Source organism: Streptomyces sp. NBC_00820 (genome assembly GCF_036347055.1).
In the GTDB taxonomy this organism is placed as follows: Bacteria; Actinomycetota; Actinomycetes; order Streptomycetales; family Streptomycetaceae; genus Streptomyces.
In genome coordinates this window covers 6,707,013-6,726,393 of the sequence record NZ_CP108882.1, presented here as the reverse complement: position 1 = coordinate 6,726,393, position 19,381 = coordinate 6,707,013, and the positions used below count along the sequence as shown (strand labels likewise).

Below are 19,381 nucleotides of genomic sequence, written 5' to 3'. Positions count from 1 at the left end.
CGAGGTCACCTGTTGATCGCGGCTGGGACAGATCTCGTACCGGGGGCCGCCCCTCACTCCGACGACTTCATGAGTTCAACCTGAGCAGCCGTTCAGACGCGGGGGCCAGCCGCCTGTGCGGCTGGCCCCACGGGGGTCACGAATGTACGGCTCAGATGGTCTGGTCGGAGGTCAGCCCGACAAATCTGGTCCACGCCTGGGGGGTGACCGTCAGGACCGGGCCGCCGACGACCTTCGAGTCCCGGATGTGCACGGCTTGAGCGGTGTCGGCGACCTCGACACACTCCCCGCCCTCGCCACTGCTGTAGCTGCTCTTGAACCACACAGGCTGAGCGGTGACCGGGGTCTCGGCGATGTTCATAGCTCTCCCAGCAGCTTCTCAATGAATTTCAGCGCCTCTCGCGGGGTGAGAGCCTGGGCCCGAAGGATCCCGTACTGCTCTTCGATCTCTCTGACCGCCGACCTGTCGGTGTGAAGAGTGCTGTCTCGCTGAACCTCAACGTAGGCCGTCCTCCGCCCTTCACCGTTCTCGATCAAGGTGAATGGACCGCCCAAGCCGCAGTGGTCCGTACGCTCGTTGGGCATGACCTGAAGCTCCACATTCCTGCGCTGGCCGTGCAGCATGATCTGCTCAAGCTGCCCGCGCAGAACCGACCGTCCGCCAATAGGGCGCCTCAACACCGATTCCTCGACGACGAAGCTCAGAGTCGGCATCGGCCTGCGCGAGAAGATCTCCTGCCTGGCCAAGCGGGCTGAGACCCTCTGCTCGACTGTCTCCTCGTCAAGAAGCGGGCGACGCATACCGAACACGGCCCGTGCGTACTCCTCGGTCTGCAACAACCCAGGTACAGCCAGCGCCGCGTACACGTGCAGAGCCACCGCTTCGGTCTCCAACCGCGCCATATCCCGAAAGAACGCCGGATACTGCGCGCGAGCCACCTCCTCCTTCAGCGCCTTGAGTACTCCCCCGGCGTCCAACACCTCGTCCGCCCGGTCGATGAACCTCGGTGCGGGGATGCGGCGGCCCTGCTCGAAGGAGGCGATCGACTGGGCGGCGTAGCCGGTGAGTCGGCCGAACTCCGCCCGTTCCAGGCCCGCCCGGACCCGTAGCAGCTTCAACTGGCGTCCGAAGGCCGCCACCACGCCCGACCCCGGGCCGTCCTCCGGCCTCGGTCCGGCATCTTCCCGTTCGCCCAGATCGCCTTCATCCAGGTCCCGTTCAGCCGGCTGTGTAGACGTCATCGGCTGGACCGCCTCTCCCGTTGCACACGGCGGGCCCGGCCCGGAACCCCGTCACGCCGCGCCGCGTACAGACCCCGCCCCGTCGCGTACAAACGGCACGTGTCGGTGCGTCACTCATGGTTACGCTACGCCACCACCGGGAGCATGCGCGGGCTGAACAGCGAATCCGTCAGCCGAACAAGTAGCTCGGACGGGCGGTCCGTTCCGTCAAAGGCTGACGGGGGATCAGTTCTCGTGTAACGCTGTGGCTCGGCACCGAAGGTGCCACCCATGACAAGTGACCCCCGAAGGCAGCAACCTCCGGGGGTCAGATTTCCCGTCCGCGAGACAGCAATCTCCGGTCGGGGCGACACCAGGAGCTGACACTCCCGATGCAGATTCATCGTATCCCGAAGCACGAACGGGACTTCGTCATCATCGCCAACAAGGCGATCCAGGACCCGCGTCTCAGCCATACCGCGCGCGGCATCCTCGCTCTCGTCCTCTCCTTGCCCGACGGGCACAGGACGAACGTCCGTACGCTCTCCGACAACTACCCGCAGGGCCGTTCCGCCGTGGGCAGGGCCGTCGAGGAGTTGCGCAAGCTCGGTTACTGGGTGACGAACACCGTCCGCGACGAGGAGACGAACCAGATCACCTCTTGCGTCGACGTGTACGAGCTGCCGGGCCTGGCCTCTTCCCCGGTTCCCACCCGGCCGGGAACCGGCCCCATGGACACCGGGAACACGGGCACGTCCCCTTACGGGGAAAAGGACTCCGAAAAGGACGGGAACAAGAACCCTCCCTTGCCTCCTACCGGACCCGGCGAAGGTCGAACCGCGCCGAGCGAAGCGGAGGACGGGGAGGGGGCCGGGAAGGAGGACGGGAAGGCCGCCGAAGGCGCCCGCATCCTGCGTCGCCTCGCCGCCGTGGACTCCCGGCTCCGCCTCTCCGACCGTCAGGTCGGCAAGCTGACCCCGGCCGTCGTCGACTGGCTCGACCGTGGCGCCACCGTCGGAGAGATCACCGACGCCGTCACCGAAGGCCTCCCAGCGAAGGTGTACTCGGCCTCTCGCCTGATCGCCGACCGCCTCGAACGCAAGAAGCCGGATCGCAGGCGCCAATGGAAGTCGTACGCCGAGTGCGGCAAGCTCTGCGGCAACCTGCTGCCCGCCGGTCAGGAGACCGGCATCTGTACCGAGTGCGCTCTCGGCAGCGGCCCGGTCGTGTTCGAGATCGACTGCACCACGGGCGAAGTCACCGACCGCACCCCACCGGTCCCGGAGCCCGTCATCACCTCCGCCGGTCTCGACGCCTTCCGCGCCGCCCGCGCGGTCATGACCGCACCCCGGACCTCGTCCAGGTCCGCCGGGCGCCCCGGAGCCGCAACTCCCTGGGGCGCGAGGTGACGAGAGAACACCAGCACCCGCACCAGCCGTCATCACGCGGCGCGGCGCAAGCCGCGTGCAGGCGCCGCCCCGCCGCGTACAAACAGCATCCGTCAGCGCGTCACCCCTGGTCGCGTATCCCCGTCACCGGCAGCGTGGAGGGCGTGAACAGTGAAACTGCCGAACCCCACGACGTCGCCGAAGCGGCCGTACATGGCTCCCACTTCGCCATACGGTTCAGCTCGACGCCGCGTGGTGCGAGGCTCGCCCGGCGGCTCGCCGGGCAGTGCCTCGACGCCTGGGGTGTCCCCTACGGCTGCGACGCGCACGACACCCTGACCCTGATCGTCGCCGAACTCGCGGCCAACGCCGTCCGGCACGGCAGAGTCGCCGGGCGCGACTTCCACCTGTCGCTGGCCTTCGCCACCACGACCGTACGGATCGAGGTCACCGACACGCGCGGCGAACGCCTGCCCGCAGCCGCCACACCGGCATACAGACAGGACACGGACGACACCGGCGGGCGCGGCCTGCTCCTGGTCGAGTGTCTCGCCGACAGCTGGGGCTGGCGCCCGCGCACGGACGGCCCCGGCAAGACGGTGTGGGCGAAGTACATCCCACCCTCGATGGCCGACCGGTGGCCGCCTCCCGGCCCCACCACCTCCGAGCAGGCCCGCACGGCGCGGTGACGGCCGGCTGACCGGCTGAACGGCTGGACGGCTGAACGGAAGATCGGTGTAGCGTCCGCACTTGTCCGTGACTGATCGTGTCTGTTCTTCACGCACACCGGGGGCAAGGTGCCGCAGCAGACGGTTTCCGACCGCTACGAACTCCTCGAGGAGCTCAGCATCGGCGGTACGGGGGACGTATGGCGCGGCTACGACAGCGTGCTGGACCGGCCCGTCGCCGTGAGCTCATCAGGCAGGCGTCGATCACCTCGCCGCAGCTCGCGGAGGAGTTCGCGAAGCGTTTCCACCGTGCCCGGCGAACACCCGCCACCAAGACCCAACCTGACGGAGTCCTGTCAGTACTCCTCGTTGAGGTCCGTGCCCTTCGGGGCCCGGAAGCAGCCGGAGACGACTGTGACTTGCAGGAGTGGTTCCTTCTCCTTGCCGGCCGTGGGGCTCGACACGATCAACTCTGCATTGATGGAAAACCGCTTCGTCTTCGAGTCCGCGGTAAGTCCGAGGGTCTTCGCCTTGCTGTTGTCGTGGCCGTACCGGACGATCTTCCAGCCGTGCTGCGGGAGCTTCTCGTGGAGACGCTCGAACCCCTGCTTGAGGACCTCTTCCGACGACACCTGATAAATCGACCAGGGATGGCGTGCCTTGTACAAGTGATCAGGGTCTTCGTCGCACGTGGAGATGCCGGGCCCCGTCTCGGTGACCTTGCCTTCCTTGATGCCGATCAGATCGAGGATCTGGCTGGAGACAGCGCCGGCCTCGCTGCGGGCTTTGTCGACTGAGAGTGTGGTGGGTTCGTAGCCGAGGTCATCCACGGACTTGGCACATCCTGTGATGAGGAGGGACAGAGTAAGGCCGACGGCCGCCGTACCGGTCAGCCACCACAGCCGCTGACGATTTGTGTTCACGAAGTTCATCAGTCTTCTTTCACCCGGTCGTATCGGCCGACCACGACGTTCGCCTGGTTCAACAGCGAGGTCGAGCCTGAATCCCAGTAGCCGCTGTGGCCGCTGGTGTCGACATCCATGCGGTGGGCTCCGAAGGATTCGTCGGAGGGGATCGAGATGATCAGGCCGGCATTGTAGGGAATTCCGTTCCAAGTCGACATACCCAACTTGCGGCCGCCCAGGGCCTCCTGCCCGAGGAGGGGCACCGGGTCGGTGCGGGCAGCTTCGGACCACACATGATCGCTTCCCACGTCGAGGTCGGAGGCATCACTGACCAGCATGCCGGGGCTGCCGGCTACGACGATGTCGTCGGCGGCGATGTGGTCGGGCATCTTGGCGGCGGCACCGATCGTGGTGGTGCCGTAGCTGTGGCCGATCAAGGTGGTGTGGCTGCTGTCGGGGCCACCCTGGGCGGTCTGAAGGCCGTCCATGAAGTTGTTGAGGGGGGCCGCACCGTCATAGGCATAGTGCCGGGCAGCGGCATTCGGAATCTGGTCCGGCGCGTCGTAGCCGATCCACGTGACCGTAGAGGTTGTCTGCCCGGGGGACTGTGTCTGGGCGGTGCGCCACAGTTCTGTCATCCGGCCGATGTCGCCGTGGGCCCCCTCCAGCCCAGAGCCCGTCCCCGGTACGTACACGGCCGTGTTGTCCGCGGTGTCCGGGTTGCCATTGGCGATGATGGCGCGCCCGTCGCCCTTGGTGTCGAAACCCAGCACATAGGCCTGGGGCAGGCCTGACTTCCCCATCTCTCCGGGGAAACCGCTCGCGTCGAGCCGGGCCTGGATCGCCTTCATGCCGATCATGTCGTGGTAGGGCTTGACCCACTTCTTCCATTCGGGGTTGACCACGGCGGAGGGCGGGTCTCCGACCTGGATGTACTGGGGCGGGTTCGCGGGCAGTCCGTCGAGGGTGATCTGGGTCTGGGCCATGGTCTGGGCCAGCACCATGCGGTTGGACGTGTCCCGCACCGTGCTCGGCAGCCCGTCCAGCGCACCGATCTCCGCCGGGTAGAGCGTCAGGTACTCATCCTGCTGCTCTCCGGTGAGGTGATCCCACCAGCCCCGGTTCTGAGCCGCGCTCTTGCCGTGCGGGATGTCCTCCTTCTCCAGGACGCCCCCGGCCTCCTTCTGGACGGCCTTCAGATCCTTCCCGGCGTCCGCGAGCATCTCGGTGGTGACTTCCAGCCCGGCCGGGGCCTTGAGTCTGCGCAGTAACCCGGCGTAACGGGTGTCGATCTCGTCGGCTTCTCTGACCGCGTCTGCGATGCGTTGGGCAATGTCCTCGGCCTTGCCCTTGTTGGCGTTGCCCTGTCCCTCGCCGGCGCCGGGCAGCAGGGGCACGGGTGCGCCCGGTGTGGCGGTGCTGTTGCTCGGGGCGAGGGGGACGGAGTTGGGGTAGGTGACCGAGCCGTTCTCGTTCACGGTGAAACCGAGGGACTCCGCGTCCTCCAGAGCGTGCTTCAACCTTCTTTGCGGGGAGGCGAGTTCGGTGGCGAGCGCGTTGAGGGTGGTACGGACCAGGCCGCACTCGCTGTGCAGGTACTGGTAGTTGTCTCTGAGCCGGTTGAGCCGGCCAACTGCCGCATCGGGCGTCTCGCCCTTCTGGGTGCTGCGTACCGGGATCGACATCTCCTGCTCGACGCGGATCCGGGCGGCATCGGAACGGTGGCTGATCTCGCCCCACTCGTCGGCGGCGTCCTGGTACTCGGTGAGCTTCAGATCGCGCAGTTGCTGCCAGGTGGTCACGCCCGTCACCTCAACCAGCCGGGCCTGCTGGGAGTCCTCACTCCGTCGACGCTCCTGCGCACGTCGTCGTCGGTCTCCCCGAACCGCTTGCCGGTCTTCTCCAACGTGCCGTGCAGCCGATCGCACTCATCCCGCACGGCGCCGAGCCGCTTCTCCCAGGTGGGCTGGATCTCGCGTAGCGCAGCCGTCGCTGTGAAGCCCTCGGTGCCGCCTCCCACGCCCTCGTCCGAGTCCCTGAGCGCGGTGAGCGCCCTCTGCATGGAGGTCTGCAGCTCCTGCGCCACACCGGCTGCGCGCAACCACGGGGCGTCAGTGATCCGCAGGTCCGGATTGCCGGCCGCAGTACCGCTGTTGCTCGGCTTTCCGTAGCCGCCGTCGACCGGGACACTGTTGATCTGCATGTGCGCGGTGTGCCGTTCAGCCGTCTCCGCTTTGAGCTGTTCCCACTCGTCCCACGCCATGCGTGATCGCCTCCCCGTGGACCGGGCCCTGCCCGGGTGAGCATCGTCCAACTTCCGTTGTGCCCCATGAGGTTTGCGAGAAAGACGCTACGGGCCGATCGTGCCGCGTCTCGTCCGCTCGGCACCTCAACCCGGCTGAGTATCCGTACTCAGCCGGAAATGAGCCGAACGCGACGCGCGCACGCCCTGTGGCACCGGCTCGTTCCCATCGGGCTGATTCAGGGCACGCCGGGACCGTTGTGCCTGTTGGGATCCACATACGGGGCGTGGCCGACGGGCGACCCACCGTAGGGGCTTTGGCCGGATGCGAACGGTGGGACGTATGGAGCGGCTGGGACTCCACGACGCCTGCGATGGACGACGAACGCTCCTGCGGCGCCGATGAGCACTACGGCGGCGACGCCGAGACCGATCCACAGCGGCGTGCCGTTCCCGCCATCGTCGTCCTTCGAGGCCGTAGCTACGAAGAGGCGGACTGTTCGGCTTCAGATTCTGAGGCTCTGGCCGCAGTTGCGCGCGTGACAGCGTCTGGTGGAGCGACCGGGGGACACGCCTACCGTCTGTGATCCCTGACCGTAGGGCATGCTGTTGGGGTGAGTGAGCAGCAACTGGCATGGCAGGAATGGCTGAACAGTCTGGACGGGCCGCGGAAGGCCGCTGCGGAGTCGCTGCGTGCCCAGTTCAGCACCCTCGGCGTGACCGATCCTCTCGACTTGATCAAGTCGGAGGCCATGGAAGACATTCCGCAGCTTGCGCGATTCGTGCTGCTGCGGAGTCTTTGGCGCAGTGCGATCGACGGCTGGTCCGACCCCGGCTCGCTGGATCAACTGCCCTCAGCTCAACGGCTTCTTGCTGCCGGGACGGACAGGGAGGACCTTGTTCGCCTGGTCCGGGCCGTTGCGTATGAGACCGTGTTCGTGACGCTCGACGAGCTGGATGCCGGCGGCGATGTGAACGTGTCGGGAGTGGAGGCCGGCTGGACGGTCACGGCGACGGGCGAGGACGGCTCCCCCGCTGGGCGGGTCCTGCCGGGACTCCATGAAGACCTCCTGGCGATGGATCCCAGTGGGCGTGACGGAGCTGACCTCTGGCAGTGAGCAGTTCCTCGGGCGGGCGATGCAGCTCCCGCCTCAACGCCCCGGTCTGCCCCACCAACACGCGCGCGCCACGCACACCCACGACCCCGTCGCGTACAACCACACGGCGACGGCGCGTCACCACTGGTTACGCTACGCCGTCACGCCGCACCGTGGAGGCATGACCAGCGAGACCATCCCTCCCAGCGACACCACCCAACTCACCAGTCCCGTAAGCACCTTCTCCATGTTGTTCAGCTCCACCCCGCGCGGCGCACGCCTCGCCCGCCGCCTCGCCGGGCATCGGCTCGACACCTGGGGTATCCCGTACGACAGCGACCCGCATGACGCGCTCACGCTGATCGTCGCCGAGCTGTGCGCGAACGCCGTCCGCCACGGCCACGTCCCCGGCCGCGACTTCCGCCTCCAATTGACGTGCGAAACAAAGGCCGTACGCGTGGAAGTCACCGACACCCGAACCGAACGGCTTCCGGCCACCCACACAACTGCCGACCCCGTCAGCGAGAGGGGCCGAGGCCTGCTGCTGGTGACGTGTCTCGCCACTCGCTGGGACTGGCACCAGCGCCCCGACGGCCCGGGCAAGACGGTCTGGGCGGAGTACGAGCTGCCCTCCGAAGGCTGCACCGCTCACGCCTGAGGCATCCACGGTCTGGCCTTCGACGGGGCGGGCGTTGTATAACCGGCCCTTTGATGCGCGGGGCGCGGACTGCCCCCGCGTCGGTCCGACGAGCCGAAGGTGTTCGCGTGCAAGGCGCTGCCCAGCTTTCCTACCTCCGCGATCTGGTGATGGTGACCTCACCCGAGCCCGTACCCGTCGACTGGGAAGCCGTCGAGTCATGGCTCGGGGTCGCACTTCCCGCGGACTACAAGGCCCTGGCGTCGTACGGCCCGCTCGACATCGGTGACTTCGTCTGGTTGCACACCCCGTGCGAGCAGGGCGGCCGCTTCGACTACGGCTCCTGGTTGAAGGCGACCCACCGGAGCTGCCGTATCGCCTCGCGGGGGGTCCCGCCGTACGAACCGCCCGTCTTCCGGCCCGAAACGGGCGGGCTGCTCGCGCTGGGCGAGACCCGGGCGACCAGTTGCCTCTTCTGGGACACCTCGGCTTCCGAGGACCCCGATGCGTGGCCGGTCGTCATCTTCCACAGGGACGCGCTGTACCGGGGTGTGAACCCGTGGCACAGCTACGGGATGCCGCTGGCGGAGACCCTCGTGGCGCTCATACGGACGGGACTGCCGCTTCCCGGCGGCGAGACGCTGGGGCCGCTGCCCGCCAGTGCGGGGCGGACGGCGTTCCTCACCGAAGCCCGGGTCTGGACGCCCCCGAGCCGGGACGAGGAAGCGTCGACGGAGACGCGCCGCCGGGCCGCGCTCACCCAGGGCGAGGGCCTGGAAGCGCTGCGGGTGCTGTTGCCGCCACCCTCGCACCCGTACCTCGGCGAGGCGGACTGGGCTTGGGTGTACGAGCAGTTGGGCACGCGGCTGCCCGCCGAGTACGTCACGCTGGTGGAGACGTACGGCGGCAGCACCTGGCTGGACTGGTTGGAACTGCACCCGCCCTTGCACACCGGGCGCTTGGGGCTGGTGGCCGAGCAGTGGTTCCGCGACGCCTACCGCTCGCTGCGGGAAGACCACCCCGAGTATCACCCGCTGCCCGTCTGGCCGGAGAAGGGCGGCTTCCTGCCCTTCGCGTCGACCATCGACGGCGACGCGATCTGCTGGCTGACGGACGGCGACGACCCCGACGACTGGCCCCTCATCGTGATACCCCGCCACGCGGACCAGGACGGGCCACTGCCGATGGGGCTGACGGACACCCTGCTGGCGTGGGTGCGAGGGCGTTTCAGGTGGGAGGGCTTTCCGGGACTCGACGTGGACGACGATCCACTGGAGTTCATCAGGCTGCAGAGCTTCGACTGACCGAACACCGACCTCCGTTTCACACCGCATCGACTGGACGCAAGATCTTCACACACGTCAGACTTGCCCCCTGACCACGACAGTTCACTCGTATCCGGGGGGCACCGTGCCGAAGCAGGCGATCTCCGACCGCTACGAACTCCTGGAGGAGCTCAGCAGCGGCGGCATGGGGGACGTGTGGCGCGGCTACGACGCCGTGCTGGACCGGCCCGTCGCCGTGAAGCTCATCCGGCAGGCGTCGGTCACCTCCCCGCAGTTGGCCGAGGAGTTCGCCAAGCGGTTCCACCGCGAGGCGCGCATCACCGCCCGCATCCAGCACCCCGGGGTTCCGCAGGTGTACGACGCGGTGCTCGGCGAGTCGTACGAGCGGCTGTTCCTGGTGATGGAACTTGTCGACGGCGTACCCCTGTCCGCGTACGTCCACCGCGAACGGCCGCTGCCGGTCGGCTGGGCGGTGGCCGTCGCCGCGCAGGTGGCGACGGTGCTGTCGCACGCGCACGACGTGCCGGTGATCCACCGTGACCTGAAGCCGGGGAACATCCTGGTCGCCCGGGACGGGACCGTGAAGGTGCTGGACTTCGGTATCGCGGCGATCCTGCGTACGGATGTCACCAAGCTGACCGCGACCGGCAGCCCTGTCGGCACCTACCAGTACATGTCTCCGGAGCAGGTGCGCGGCGGGCGTATCACCCCGCAGACGGACCTGTATGCCCTGGGCTGCGTCCTGCACGAACTGCTCTGCGGGCGGCTCGTGTTCGAGGCGGACAGCGAGTTCCAGCTGATGTACCAGCACGTCAACGCAGCCCCCACTCCCCTGCGTCAGCTGCGGCCGGACGTACCCGCGGAGTTGGAGGAGCTGGTCCTGCACCTGCTCCGCAAGGCCCCCGAGGCGCGGCCCGCCGACACCCAGGAGGTGTACGCGCGGTTGCTGCCGTTCCTCCCCGGTCCCGGCGAGAAGTCCGATGCCGGCGACGCGGGTCCGCCCGGCGCGCCCGACCCGACGGGCCTGTTCCGCCACCCCTACGCGCCCAGGCCGCGCGCCCAGGCCCCGGCTGCCGCCGGTCACACGGGGATCGCCTCCGTCGTCCCGCCGCAGGGCGGACCGGTGCCCGTGCCCGCCCAGTTGCGCGGGGACATCAAGGAGGCGTACGCCCACTCCGACGCCCTCCTGGAGGAGGAGCGCTTCGCACAGGCGGCCGAGGTGCTCGGCGAGATCATCGAGTCGGCCGCTCCGGCGCTCGGCTCGGAGAACAAGCAGGTTCTGAAGCTGCGCAGGCGCCGGGCCGCGATCCGGCTCCTCGGCGGCGACTACCGGGCCGCGCTGCCCGAGTTCGAAGCCCTCGCCGACGCGTACGCCCGGGTCAACGGCCCCACCAGCGAGCAGGCCCGCGACTGCCGCGCCCAGGCGGCCCGCTGCCGCGCCGACCTCGGACAGGTCACCGAGGCGCTCGCCGTCCTTCAGGACGTGCTGAACGTCGTACGGTCGGTGGACAGCGATCTCAGCGAGGAGGCCGTCGAGCTGCGGCACGACATCGGAATGCTGCTGCTCGCCCAGGGTCGCGCCATCGAGGCGCGGCAGATCCTCGAACCGCTCCACCAGGACATCTGCGTGGTGTTCGGCCCCGACGACGACATGGCCACCGCGATCGCCGAAGCCTTGGCCGTGATCCGGCTCGGCCTCGACGGCGGCGACGGCGCCGGTTACGCCGCGGGCGCGGGCTGATCCGTCACTCCCTGCCCCTCGCCTGTTGCTCTTCCCCTGTCGCCCGTTGCCGCGCACCGCACGTCACGCACAGAAAGCCGACCGACCTCATGCCGCACCTCGCCTTCGACATCGGTTTCTGCGCCCAGCTCGGCAAGCTTCAGGGCACCGTCAAGCAGGGTGTGTTCGACGCCTGGGAGAAGTTCGAGCGCCTCACCCTGGACCAGCTCTTCAAGGACCCCGGGCTGAAGCTGGAGTCCCTGAAGCGGGCCAAGGACCCGCACATCCGGACGATCCGCATCGACCAGGGCACCCGGGGCGTCGTTCTCGCGCCCGGCAGCGGCGACACCTTCGTACTGCTGCGCGTCATGCCGCACGACAAGGCGATCGACTGGGCCGTCAAGCAGAAGGCCAGCATCAACGCGGTCACCCGGGCCGTCGAGATCCGCGACATCGAGATGCTCGAGGAGCTGACGCCGGCCTACGAGCGGATCGCGCCCGCTCCGGACCTGCGGCTGTTCGCCAAGTTCTCCGACGGTGACCTGGCCGCGCTCGGCATCGACGAGACCACGCTGCGGCAGGTGCGGGCGCTCACCAGCAAGGAGCAACTGGAGGTCTTCGCGCCGTACTTCCCGCAGGACCAGCGGGAGGTCCTGGAGTATCTCGCGGAGGGCTTCTCCGCGGAGGAGGTCTGGCGTGACGTGGTGTCCGTCAACCTCGCCGCCACGACCACCGATCCGGTGGACACCGACGACTACGCGACGGCCATCCGCCACACGCGCACGCGTATCGCGCTCGTCACCGCGTCCGACGAACTGCGCGAGATCCTCGACAAACCCTTCGCGGCCTGGCGGGTCTTCCTGCACCCCTCGCAGCACAAGGTGGCCTACCGGGCCAGTTACTCCGGTCCGGCCCAGGTCACCGGCGGGCCCGGCACCGGCAAGACGGTCGTCGCGCTGCACCGCGTCAGGCACCTGCTGTCGTACCTGCGCGACGGTGACCGCATCCTGCTGACGACGTACACCAACGCGCTCGTCGCCGCCCTGCGCGGCGGGCTCGCGCAGCTCGTGGAGGACGAGCAGCTGCGTGACCGCGTGGACATCACGACCGTGGACGCCCTGGCCGGGCGGATCGTCTCCACCTCGCGCCGTCCGCTGCGCGGCGGTGAGGAGGAGGGCCGCTGGGCGGAGGCGGCGCGGGTGACCGGCTGTACGGGGAGCGCGCAGTTCCTCGCCCAGGAGTACAAGCACGTCGTGCTGGCCCAGGATCTGCGGAGCCTGGCGGAGTACGAGGCCGCCGACCGGCGCGGGCGGGGCAGTCGACTGCCGGCCGGGGAACGCCCGTCGGTGTGGCGCACGGTCCAGGAGTACACGGACCGGCTCGCCGCGGACGGCCTGCGCACCTATCTGGGAACGTGCGCGGAGGCAGCCCGCCTGCTCCAGGAGAGGGGGCCCCTTTACCGGCACGTCGTCGTGGACGAGGCCCAGGACCTGCACCCGGCGCAGTGGCGTCTGCTGCGTGCCGCCGCGCCCGCGCGCCCCGATGACCTGTTCGTCGCCGGGGACCCTCACCAGCGCATCTACGACACGAAGGTCTTCCTGAAGGCGCTCGGCATCAAGGTCGCCGGGCGGTCCACCAAGATGCGGAAGAACTACCGTTCCACGCACGAGATCCTCAGCTGGGCCACCGCCCTCCTCGTCGGCCGGCCCTTCGAGCAGCTGGAGGACGACGCACGCAACGAGACCCTCCTCGGTTACCGTTCCGCCCTGCACGGCAACGGCCCCGCCCTGTTCGCGGCGGCCTCGGAGGAGGACGAGCTCGACGCCCTCGTCGCGCGCGTCCACGCCTGGAACGCGACCGGCGTCGCCGCCGGGGAGATCGGTGTCGCCACGCGTTTCAACAAGGGTGCCGAGAAGGCGGTCGCGCGGCTGACGGCCGCCGGTATCCCCGCGGTGAAGCTGCGAGCGGACGTCCCCGAGGACATGGACGCCGTCCGGGTCGGCACCATGCACTCCGTCAAGGGCCTGGAGTTCCGCTGCGTCGCCGTCGTCGGCGTCAACGACGGTGCTCTGCCGTATCCGAAGGCCGTGACCCCCGTGGAACTCGACCGCGCCCAGCACGAGGCGGACCTGATGTCCGAACGTTGCCTGCTGTTCGTGGCGTGCACGCGGGCGCGGGACGGCCTGTACGTCTCCTGGACGGGTGCCCCCAGCCGCTTCCTGACCGAGGCGGGCGTCGCCTGACCGTGCGGTGACCGCACGTGCGGTCACGTGCCCGTGCGCCTCGTGGCGCACGCGTGCACTGCGACTCCGTCGCCGGAACACGCCTGCGGACGCCAGGCGTCGGCGCTCCGAGCCAAGTCCGCTTCCTGACCAAGGTGTCGGCTCAGCACACGCAACGCTCGACGATTGACAGTGCTTTCATGTTCATGGTTATCTTTCAATGCTTCCCGATGGGGGCGTCGCCCACAGGGTGATGTCGGGATCGCACGCTTTCACGCGCCCTTCGTTCGGCGATCGCCTACCGCCGTCCTCGCGCCGCCCACACAGCACCACTGTCGAGCGACAGGGAGAAGCCCAGCTTGACCGAGTCCGGTGAGCCCCAGCTCACCTTCTACTACCGGCACTTGGCCGCACTGCCGCAGCGCGGCGACGACGACAACTTCCGGGCCCTCCTGGACGAGGCCCGTCACGTCCACGGGGGTGCACGCGCGAGCAGTCTCTACGACCACCAGCAGTCCTTCCGGCTCCTCTGGCGGCACCTGGACCGCAGCGGATACCTGCGGCAGGCCCGGCACGCCGCCCGCGCCCGCCTCGCCTCCGGCTCCGCCACGCCGGACGAGGCTGCCGACCTGGAGCTCTTCCTCACCGTCTACGCACAGGTACACGCCACCGCACCCCGTACGACCTGACACGCGCGAAGCACTCTCCGAGCCGCAGCCGGGCAGCTTCTCCAGCCACCACCGGGCAAACCCTCGACAGCGGCGCACGCGCCCCCGGATCCCGGCCCTCGGACCCCGGAGCCCGGACCCGACTTCCCTCTGCTGCACCTGACTTGCGTCTCAGCTGTCACCGCCCCGCAAGAGGGCCCACCGCCGTATCCGACTCCGCACCGCCCGCACCGCCCGCACCGCCCGCACCGCCCGCACCCGAAGCAGTGCTGAAGCCGTCGCTCGCCGCGCTGAACGCCCGTTTCCGGCAGGGGGTTACGGCGCTACTCAGAACCCCACCAGCCTTACGCCACCTGGGAGTCACCGTGACCGTCATCGCGCGCCCCGAACTCGTCCGCCACCTCGCCGAGGACTTCACGGCGCTCCAGGACGCGGTCCTGGACCGGATGAACGGCACCGCGTCCCGGGAGATCCTGGCCGCGCTGGACCATCCGGCGCTCACCGGGGGCGCCGTCGCCGCTCTCGCCCACGCCGACGTCCTGGCCCGCGGAGCCGTACGGCGCGGCGAGCTCTCCGGTCTGCCCGCACAGCGGCTGCGCCCGCTGCGGGAGTACGCCCGCAGGGTCCGGCGTGCGCGGTCCCAGGCGGACGCCGTGTGGAAGGAACACCGCGCCCGCCGGGTCACCGGACGGCAGCGGCCGCCGACGGATCCGCTGGAGGCACGGATCGTAAGGACCGCGTACTCGGCGGCGTACTTCGCCGCCCTGAGCGAGGAGCTGGCCGAACGCGGCCTGTCCATGGGGCTTCTGGGTCCGGAGAAGCACGACCGGGCCCGATGGGCGCGCGAGCACGGGCTGATGCCTGCCGCGATACCCGCTCCGGTCCGCGAACTGCTGGCGTGCGACGACGACACCTTCGTACAGGCTCTGCTCGACGACGCCCGGCGGGCGGAGAACCCGCACCTCGGACAGGACGCGCTCGCCGAACGGTGGAGCCGCCACTCGCGTGCCTCGCTCGCCTGGGGCCGCTACGCGATCGCCCAGGCCGAACGCGCGGCGCTGACCCGTCCAGTCGCCGCTCGCGCGGTCCACCTCGACGCGCTCGACGATGCGCACCAGGACGCCGCGATCCTCACGGCCCGCGCAGTCGAGGCCGCGCAGCGAACCGCGGAACTCCACGACCGTATAGCGGAGTTCACGGCGGCCGGCCCCTTCGCCGATCTGGTCGCCGCGTGTCACGCGGGCGCTCTCACGCGCTTCGGCTCCCGTCATCCGGAACTGTGGCTGCGGGCCGGGCAGTTGTCGGCCGAGCACCGGACCGACTGCGCGGAGAGGGACGCGGGCTGCCCCCGCTGCCATTCCGCGCTCGCCGACGTCCTCGGCGAGGAAGCGTCCGGCCTCACGCCACGGGAGGGAAGCGACGGCGAGGAGGAGGCCGTCTCACCGCTCACCGGCGACCGGTACGCGCTCCTCGACGATCTCGACCCGCACGCGGTGGTGGCGGTGGCCGACGCCGCCGTGGGGGACGAGTCGGCCCTGTGCGGTTACGGCTGGGTCGCCGAGAACGGTGTCACGGGACATGGCGACTCCATGGCGTCGAGCAGTGGCGAGGCCGAGGTCATCGGCATCTGCGCGGCCGCGCTCGGGCTCCTCGACGGCACCGCGGACGCCCCCGTCGTCGTCCTGTGCGACAGCACCGAGGCGGTCTCCGTCGTCGACCGGGCGCTGGCGGCCGCCGATCCGGCGGCGGCCCACCGTACGGTGCTGTTCCCCGAGGGCAGGAGGCTGCTCGCCGAACTGCTGCCGCATCGCGACCGCGTCGAAGTCCGCTGGCTCAAGGGTCACATCGGCCACGACCTCAACGAGACCGCGGACGCGCTCGCGTCGCTGGCCCTGCGCCGCGTGACGGGGCGCGTTCCCGCCTCCGTCGCCCACAAGGAGCACGCGCGACTCCTGCGCACGCTCACGCCCACGCCCACGCCGGAAGGGCGGCAGTAGGGGCGGGCGTGAGCGAACCCGGCCGTTCGTCATGGGGCAGCGGGGCTCGCGGCTGTGCGCGTTGCCCCTTCGCCCGCATCGCCCGTCACCCCGTCACCCCGTCACCTGCGCCGCGCGGGCCGCTCCGGGCCGGGCCGATCCCTCCGCTCCGGGCCGGATCGTGGCCCTCCGGGCTGCCGATCCCTGCCGGTCACCGCTCCCTGCGCCTCTGGGTGTCTCACCCCACCCCGGGATCCCCACCCCCCGGCAACGGCAGCTCCGCCCAGATCGTCTTGCCGGTCTCCGTGTGCCGTGTCCCCCAGCGTTCGGTGAGTTGGGCGACGAGCATCAGGCCGCGGCCACCCTCGTCCAGGATGCGGGCCCTGCGCAGGTGGGGCGCGGTGCTGCTGGCGTCGGAGACCTCGCAGATCAGGGTCCGGTCCTTGATGAGGCGCAGTTGGATGGGCGGGGCGGCGTGACGGATCGCGTTGGTCACCAGCTCGCTGACCACGAGCTCGGCGACGAAGTCCAGCTCGTCCAGGTTCCAGGCGTGGAGCTGGGCGGCCGTGAGCGAGCGCGCCTCGGCGACGACGGCCGGGTCGGCGGGCAGCTCCCACTCGGCGATGTGCCGGCTGTCCAGGGCACGGGTGCGGGCGACCAGCAGTGCGACGTCGTCGGCCGGCCGCCCGTCGAGCAGCGCCTTGAGGACGATGTCGCAGGTGGTCTCCAGCGAGGGAACGGCATCGGCGAGAGCAGTGCGCAGGGCGCGCAGGCCGGCGTCGACGTCGTGATCGCGGGCCTCGATCAGGCCGTCGGTGTAGAGCGCGAGCAGACTGCCTTCGGGAAGCTCCATCTCGACGGACTCGAAGGGCAGTCCGCCCAGGCCCAGGGGCGGGCCGGTGGGCAGTTCCAGGAAGTCCACCGTGCCGTCCGGGGTGACCAGGGCGGGCCAGGGGTGGCCGGCGCTGGCGAGCGTGCACCGGCGGGAGACCGGGTCGTAGACGGCGTACAGGCAGGTGGCCCCGAGATCGGCGTTGGGGGCCTCGGCGCCGGTCTCCAGCCCGGTGCTGAGGCGGATGACCAGGTCGTCCAGGTGCGCGAGCAGTTCGTCCGGGGGCAGGTCGACGTCGGCGAGCGTGCGTACGGCCGTACGCAGGCGTCCCATCGCGGCGGAGGCGTGGAGGCCGTGGCCGACGACGTCGCCGACGACGAGGGCGACGCGGGCGCCGGACAGCGGGATCACGTCGAACCAGTCGCCTCCCACTCCGGCCTGCGAGCCCGCGGGCAGATAGCGGCCGGCGACGTCGACGGCCGCCTGCTCGGGGATTCCCTGCGGCAGCAGGCTGTGCTGGAGGGCCAGGGTGGTGGTGCGCTCGCGCGTGTAGCGGCGGGCGTTGTCGATGCAGACCGCGGCGCGTGCCGCGATCTCCTCGGCGACCCGCAGGTCGTCCTCGGTGTACGGCGGGGCGGACGGGTCCAGACGGGTGAACAGGGCGGCACCGAGGTTCACGCCTCGGGCGCGCAGAGGCACCGCCATCAGCGCGTGCGGACGGTGCTGGTCCACCCATACGGCCCGGTCCGGGTCCTGGGCGAGCCAGCGGACGATCTCGGGATCGGTGATCCGGTGCCTGCTGGCGCGACCGGTGGCCAGGCAGCGTTCGAGCGGCGAGAACTCCGGGTAGCGCGCCAGGGCACCGGTCTCCACGAGGAGCGGCGCGGTGGCGCGCACAGCCGTACGCCGCAGCACCAGCGGGGCGCCGACGGGGATCGGAGCGGGTTCGTCGCCGTGCAGCACGGCGTCGAGCAGATCGACGGAGACGAAGTCCGCGCAGGCGGGCACGGCCACGTCGGCCATCTCCTGGGCGGTACGGGCCACGTCCAGGCTGCTGCCGATCCGCCTGCTGGCCTCGTTGAGCAGCGCCAGCCGCTCGCGGGCCGCGGACTGCTCCGAGAAGTCGAGCGCGGCCACCTGGACGCCGCGTACCCGCCCCGCGGGGTCCTTGAGGGGGTCCACATGGACGACCCAGGCGTGCGCGTAGGGCTCCCCCGGTACCCGCACGTAGTTCTCGACACTCTCCGGCACACCGGTCACCGCCACACGGTCGATGGTCTGCTCAGGACCCTTGAACCGCGGATCGGGCATGTGCTCGGTGATCCGGAGCCCGCGCAGGTCCGCCTCCGACGCCTCGAGCTGCCGCGCCATCGGGGCGTTGATCCGGGCGAAGCGGCCCTGGGTGTCGTAGATGGCCAGGGCGAACGGGGACTGGTCGAACGACCAGCGCAGCAACGGGTCCGAGTCACGGTCGTCCGCCGCCTCCTCCTGCGGTACGTGCCGTTCCCGCGTCGGGCGGGCTTCCAGGAGCCAGCCGGTACGTCCGTCGGCGTCCGCCAGTGGGCGCACCCGCAGCCGGCACTCCACCGGGCCGCCGTCCCGGGCCCGGAGCACCACCCGCCCGGCCCAGCCCTCCTGTCCCACCCGTGCGGCGAGTGCGGCAAGTACGGCGGGTTCCTCGCGCGCGATCCCGGGCGCGGGGGACGCGAGCAGCTCCGTCACCGGCCGGCCCACGGCCTGACCCGCGGCGTATCCCAGCAACCGCTGCGCACCGGAGCTCCAGCCGGTCAGCACTCCGTCCGGATCCGTCACGGCCACGGCCTCACCGGCGTCGAAGGTTTCGCCGGGCTCTCGGTCGCTGGTCGCCGGTCTGTCCATGATCGATCATCTCCCCTGCGCGCAGGCTCGCCGACTCAAGAATCCCTCAGGTGGTTCACGTCGAGCACGCCGACACGTAGGGGCGGGCGCATGAAGCGGTGGGCTTGGTGGGGCGGAGGAGGTACCGGACCGGCATCGACTGCGGGGGCGGAGGAGGTGCCGGCCGGCATCGACTGCGGGGGCGGAGGGAGCCCCGGACCAGCGGGGACTGCCGCCCACCGCGCGGGCCCGCGCCCGCGCCCGCGCCCACGAGCCGCCCGCCGCGTGACCGCCGGCCAGGAAGAACAGCGGCATGATCTGGAACCCGAGGGTCAGCCACTGGGTCCAGGGAAGTGAGGCCAGCAGTTCGGGCGCGGCGATCGTCCCGTCGGGCCGGCGCACGAGGGCGGTGATCAGCCAGTGGCCGACCACGACCGATGCGATGGCCCACGCGCGCAGGAAGTCGACATAGCGGTCTCGGCTCATGTCCGGTCATGCTGCCGCTGAACCGGCGCGGGCACGGCGAAGAGGCACGGCCGCAACCAATTCGTGCCCGGCACGGCACCACCGCACCGCCGCACCGCCGCACTGCCGCACTGCCGCACTGCCGCATCCCCCGCGGGCCCTTCCGCGTCCTCCTCGCCCTCCTCACCTGATGCGGC

At 70.2% G+C, this 19,381-nt stretch carries 16 protein-coding genes and 1 pseudogene; 10 read left to right on the top strand and 7 right to left on the bottom strand.

From position 1 onward, the window contains the following. Window positions 1–151: 151 nt before the first annotated feature. Complete coding sequence (locus tag OIB37_RS30065; protein WP_330460752.1) at window positions 152–361, bottom strand: DUF397 domain-containing protein; 210 nt, start codon at window positions 359–361, stop codon at window positions 152–154. After that, complete coding sequence (locus OIB37_RS30060) at window positions 358–1,242, bottom strand: helix-turn-helix domain-containing protein (RefSeq protein WP_330460751.1); 885 nt, start codon at window positions 1,240–1,242, stop codon at window positions 358–360. Before OIB37_RS30060 ends, OIB37_RS30065 begins: the two co-directional genes overlap by 4 nt. A 371-nt stretch (window positions 1,243–1,613) precedes the next feature. Between OIB37_RS30060 and OIB37_RS30055 the strand changes: the two genes are divergently transcribed. The 3 genes and pseudogenes from OIB37_RS30055 to OIB37_RS30045 form a co-directional block, all read left to right on the top strand. After that, entirely contained in the window at window positions 1,614–2,630 is a 1,017-nt protein-coding gene (locus OIB37_RS30055; protein ID WP_330460750.1) for a hypothetical protein, read from the top strand. A 143-nt stretch (window positions 2,631–2,773) separates the two neighbouring features. After that, complete coding sequence (locus OIB37_RS30050; RefSeq protein WP_330460749.1) at window positions 2,774–3,298, top strand: ATP-binding protein; 525 nt, start codon at window positions 2,774–2,776, stop codon at window positions 3,296–3,298. A 108-nt stretch (window positions 3,299–3,406) separates the two neighbouring features. Beyond that, window positions 3,407–3,621, top strand: a pseudogene (locus OIB37_RS30045) (serine/threonine protein kinase); the annotation flags it as partial. Between the two features lie 12 nt (window positions 3,622–3,633). Here OIB37_RS30045 and OIB37_RS30040 read toward each other — a convergent pair. From OIB37_RS30040 to OIB37_RS30030, 3 genes are read right to left on the bottom strand one after another with little or no spacing between them, the layout of a single operon-like run. Next, window positions 3,634–4,209, bottom strand: coding sequence for a hypothetical protein (locus tag OIB37_RS30040; RefSeq protein WP_330462103.1), 576 nt, complete (start codon window positions 4,207–4,209; stop codon window positions 3,634–3,636). Continuing rightward, a complete protein-coding gene (locus OIB37_RS30035; protein ID WP_330460748.1) occupies window positions 4,209–5,984 on the bottom strand; it encodes an alpha/beta hydrolase in 1,776 nt (591 codons plus the stop codon). Before OIB37_RS30035 ends, OIB37_RS30040 begins: the two co-directional genes overlap by 1 nt. Window positions 5,985–5,989: 5 nt before the next feature. Continuing rightward, window positions 5,990–6,445 (bottom strand): hypothetical protein, encoded by a 456-nt coding sequence (locus OIB37_RS30030; RefSeq protein WP_330460747.1) that lies wholly within the window; start codon window positions 6,443–6,445, stop codon window positions 5,990–5,992. 593 nt (window positions 6,446–7,038) lie between these two features. Between OIB37_RS30030 and OIB37_RS30025 the strand changes: the two genes are divergently transcribed. The 7 genes from OIB37_RS30025 (at window position 7,039) to OIB37_RS29995 (ending at window position 16,051) form a co-directional block, all read left to right on the top strand. After that, a complete protein-coding gene (locus OIB37_RS30025) occupies window positions 7,039–7,542 on the top strand; it encodes a hypothetical protein (RefSeq protein WP_330460746.1) in 504 nt (167 codons plus the stop codon). A gap of 160 nt (window positions 7,543–7,702) precedes the next feature. Next, window positions 7,703–8,179 carry an ATP-binding protein gene (locus OIB37_RS30020; RefSeq protein ID WP_330460745.1) on the top strand — a complete coding sequence of 159 codons (477 nt, stop codon included), beginning with the start codon at window positions 7,703–7,705 and terminating at the stop codon, window positions 8,177–8,179. A 107-nt stretch (window positions 8,180–8,286) separates the two neighbouring features. Continuing rightward, window positions 8,287–9,462: an SMI1/KNR4 family protein gene (locus OIB37_RS30015; RefSeq protein WP_330460744.1), complete on the top strand. Its 1,176-nt coding sequence runs from the start codon at window positions 8,287–8,289 to the stop codon at window positions 9,460–9,462. Between the two features lie 106 nt (window positions 9,463–9,568). Continuing rightward, window positions 9,569–11,185 carry a serine/threonine-protein kinase gene (locus OIB37_RS30010; protein WP_330460743.1) on the top strand — a complete coding sequence of 539 codons (1,617 nt, stop codon included), beginning with the start codon at window positions 9,569–9,571 and terminating at the stop codon, window positions 11,183–11,185. An 89-nt stretch (window positions 11,186–11,274) separates the two neighbouring features. Then, entirely contained in the window at window positions 11,275–13,407 is a 2,133-nt protein-coding gene (locus tag OIB37_RS30005) for a UvrD-helicase domain-containing protein (RefSeq protein WP_330460742.1), read from the top strand. Between the two features lie 338 nt (window positions 13,408–13,745). Continuing rightward, window positions 13,746–14,075: a hypothetical protein gene (locus tag OIB37_RS30000; RefSeq protein ID WP_330460741.1), complete on the top strand. Its 330-nt coding sequence runs from the start codon at window positions 13,746–13,748 to the stop codon at window positions 14,073–14,075. A gap of 344 nt (window positions 14,076–14,419) precedes the next feature. Further along, window positions 14,420–16,051, top strand: coding sequence for an RNase H family protein (locus OIB37_RS29995; protein WP_330460740.1), 1,632 nt, complete (start codon window positions 14,420–14,422; stop codon window positions 16,049–16,051). Between the two features lie 217 nt (window positions 16,052–16,268). Here the strand turns inward: OIB37_RS29995 and OIB37_RS29990 are convergent, their stop codons facing one another. Together OIB37_RS29990 and OIB37_RS29985 are read right to left on the bottom strand one after the other, a co-directional pair. Continuing rightward, window positions 16,269–18,740 (bottom strand): SpoIIE family protein phosphatase, encoded by a 2,472-nt coding sequence (locus OIB37_RS29990; protein ID WP_330460739.1) that lies wholly within the window; start codon window positions 18,738–18,740, stop codon window positions 16,269–16,271. Between the two features lie 6 nt (window positions 18,741–18,746). Continuing rightward, window positions 18,747–19,205 (bottom strand): acyltransferase family protein, encoded by a 459-nt coding sequence (locus tag OIB37_RS29985; protein WP_330460738.1) that lies wholly within the window; start codon window positions 19,203–19,205, stop codon window positions 18,747–18,749. Window positions 19,206–19,381: the final 176 nt, after the last annotated feature.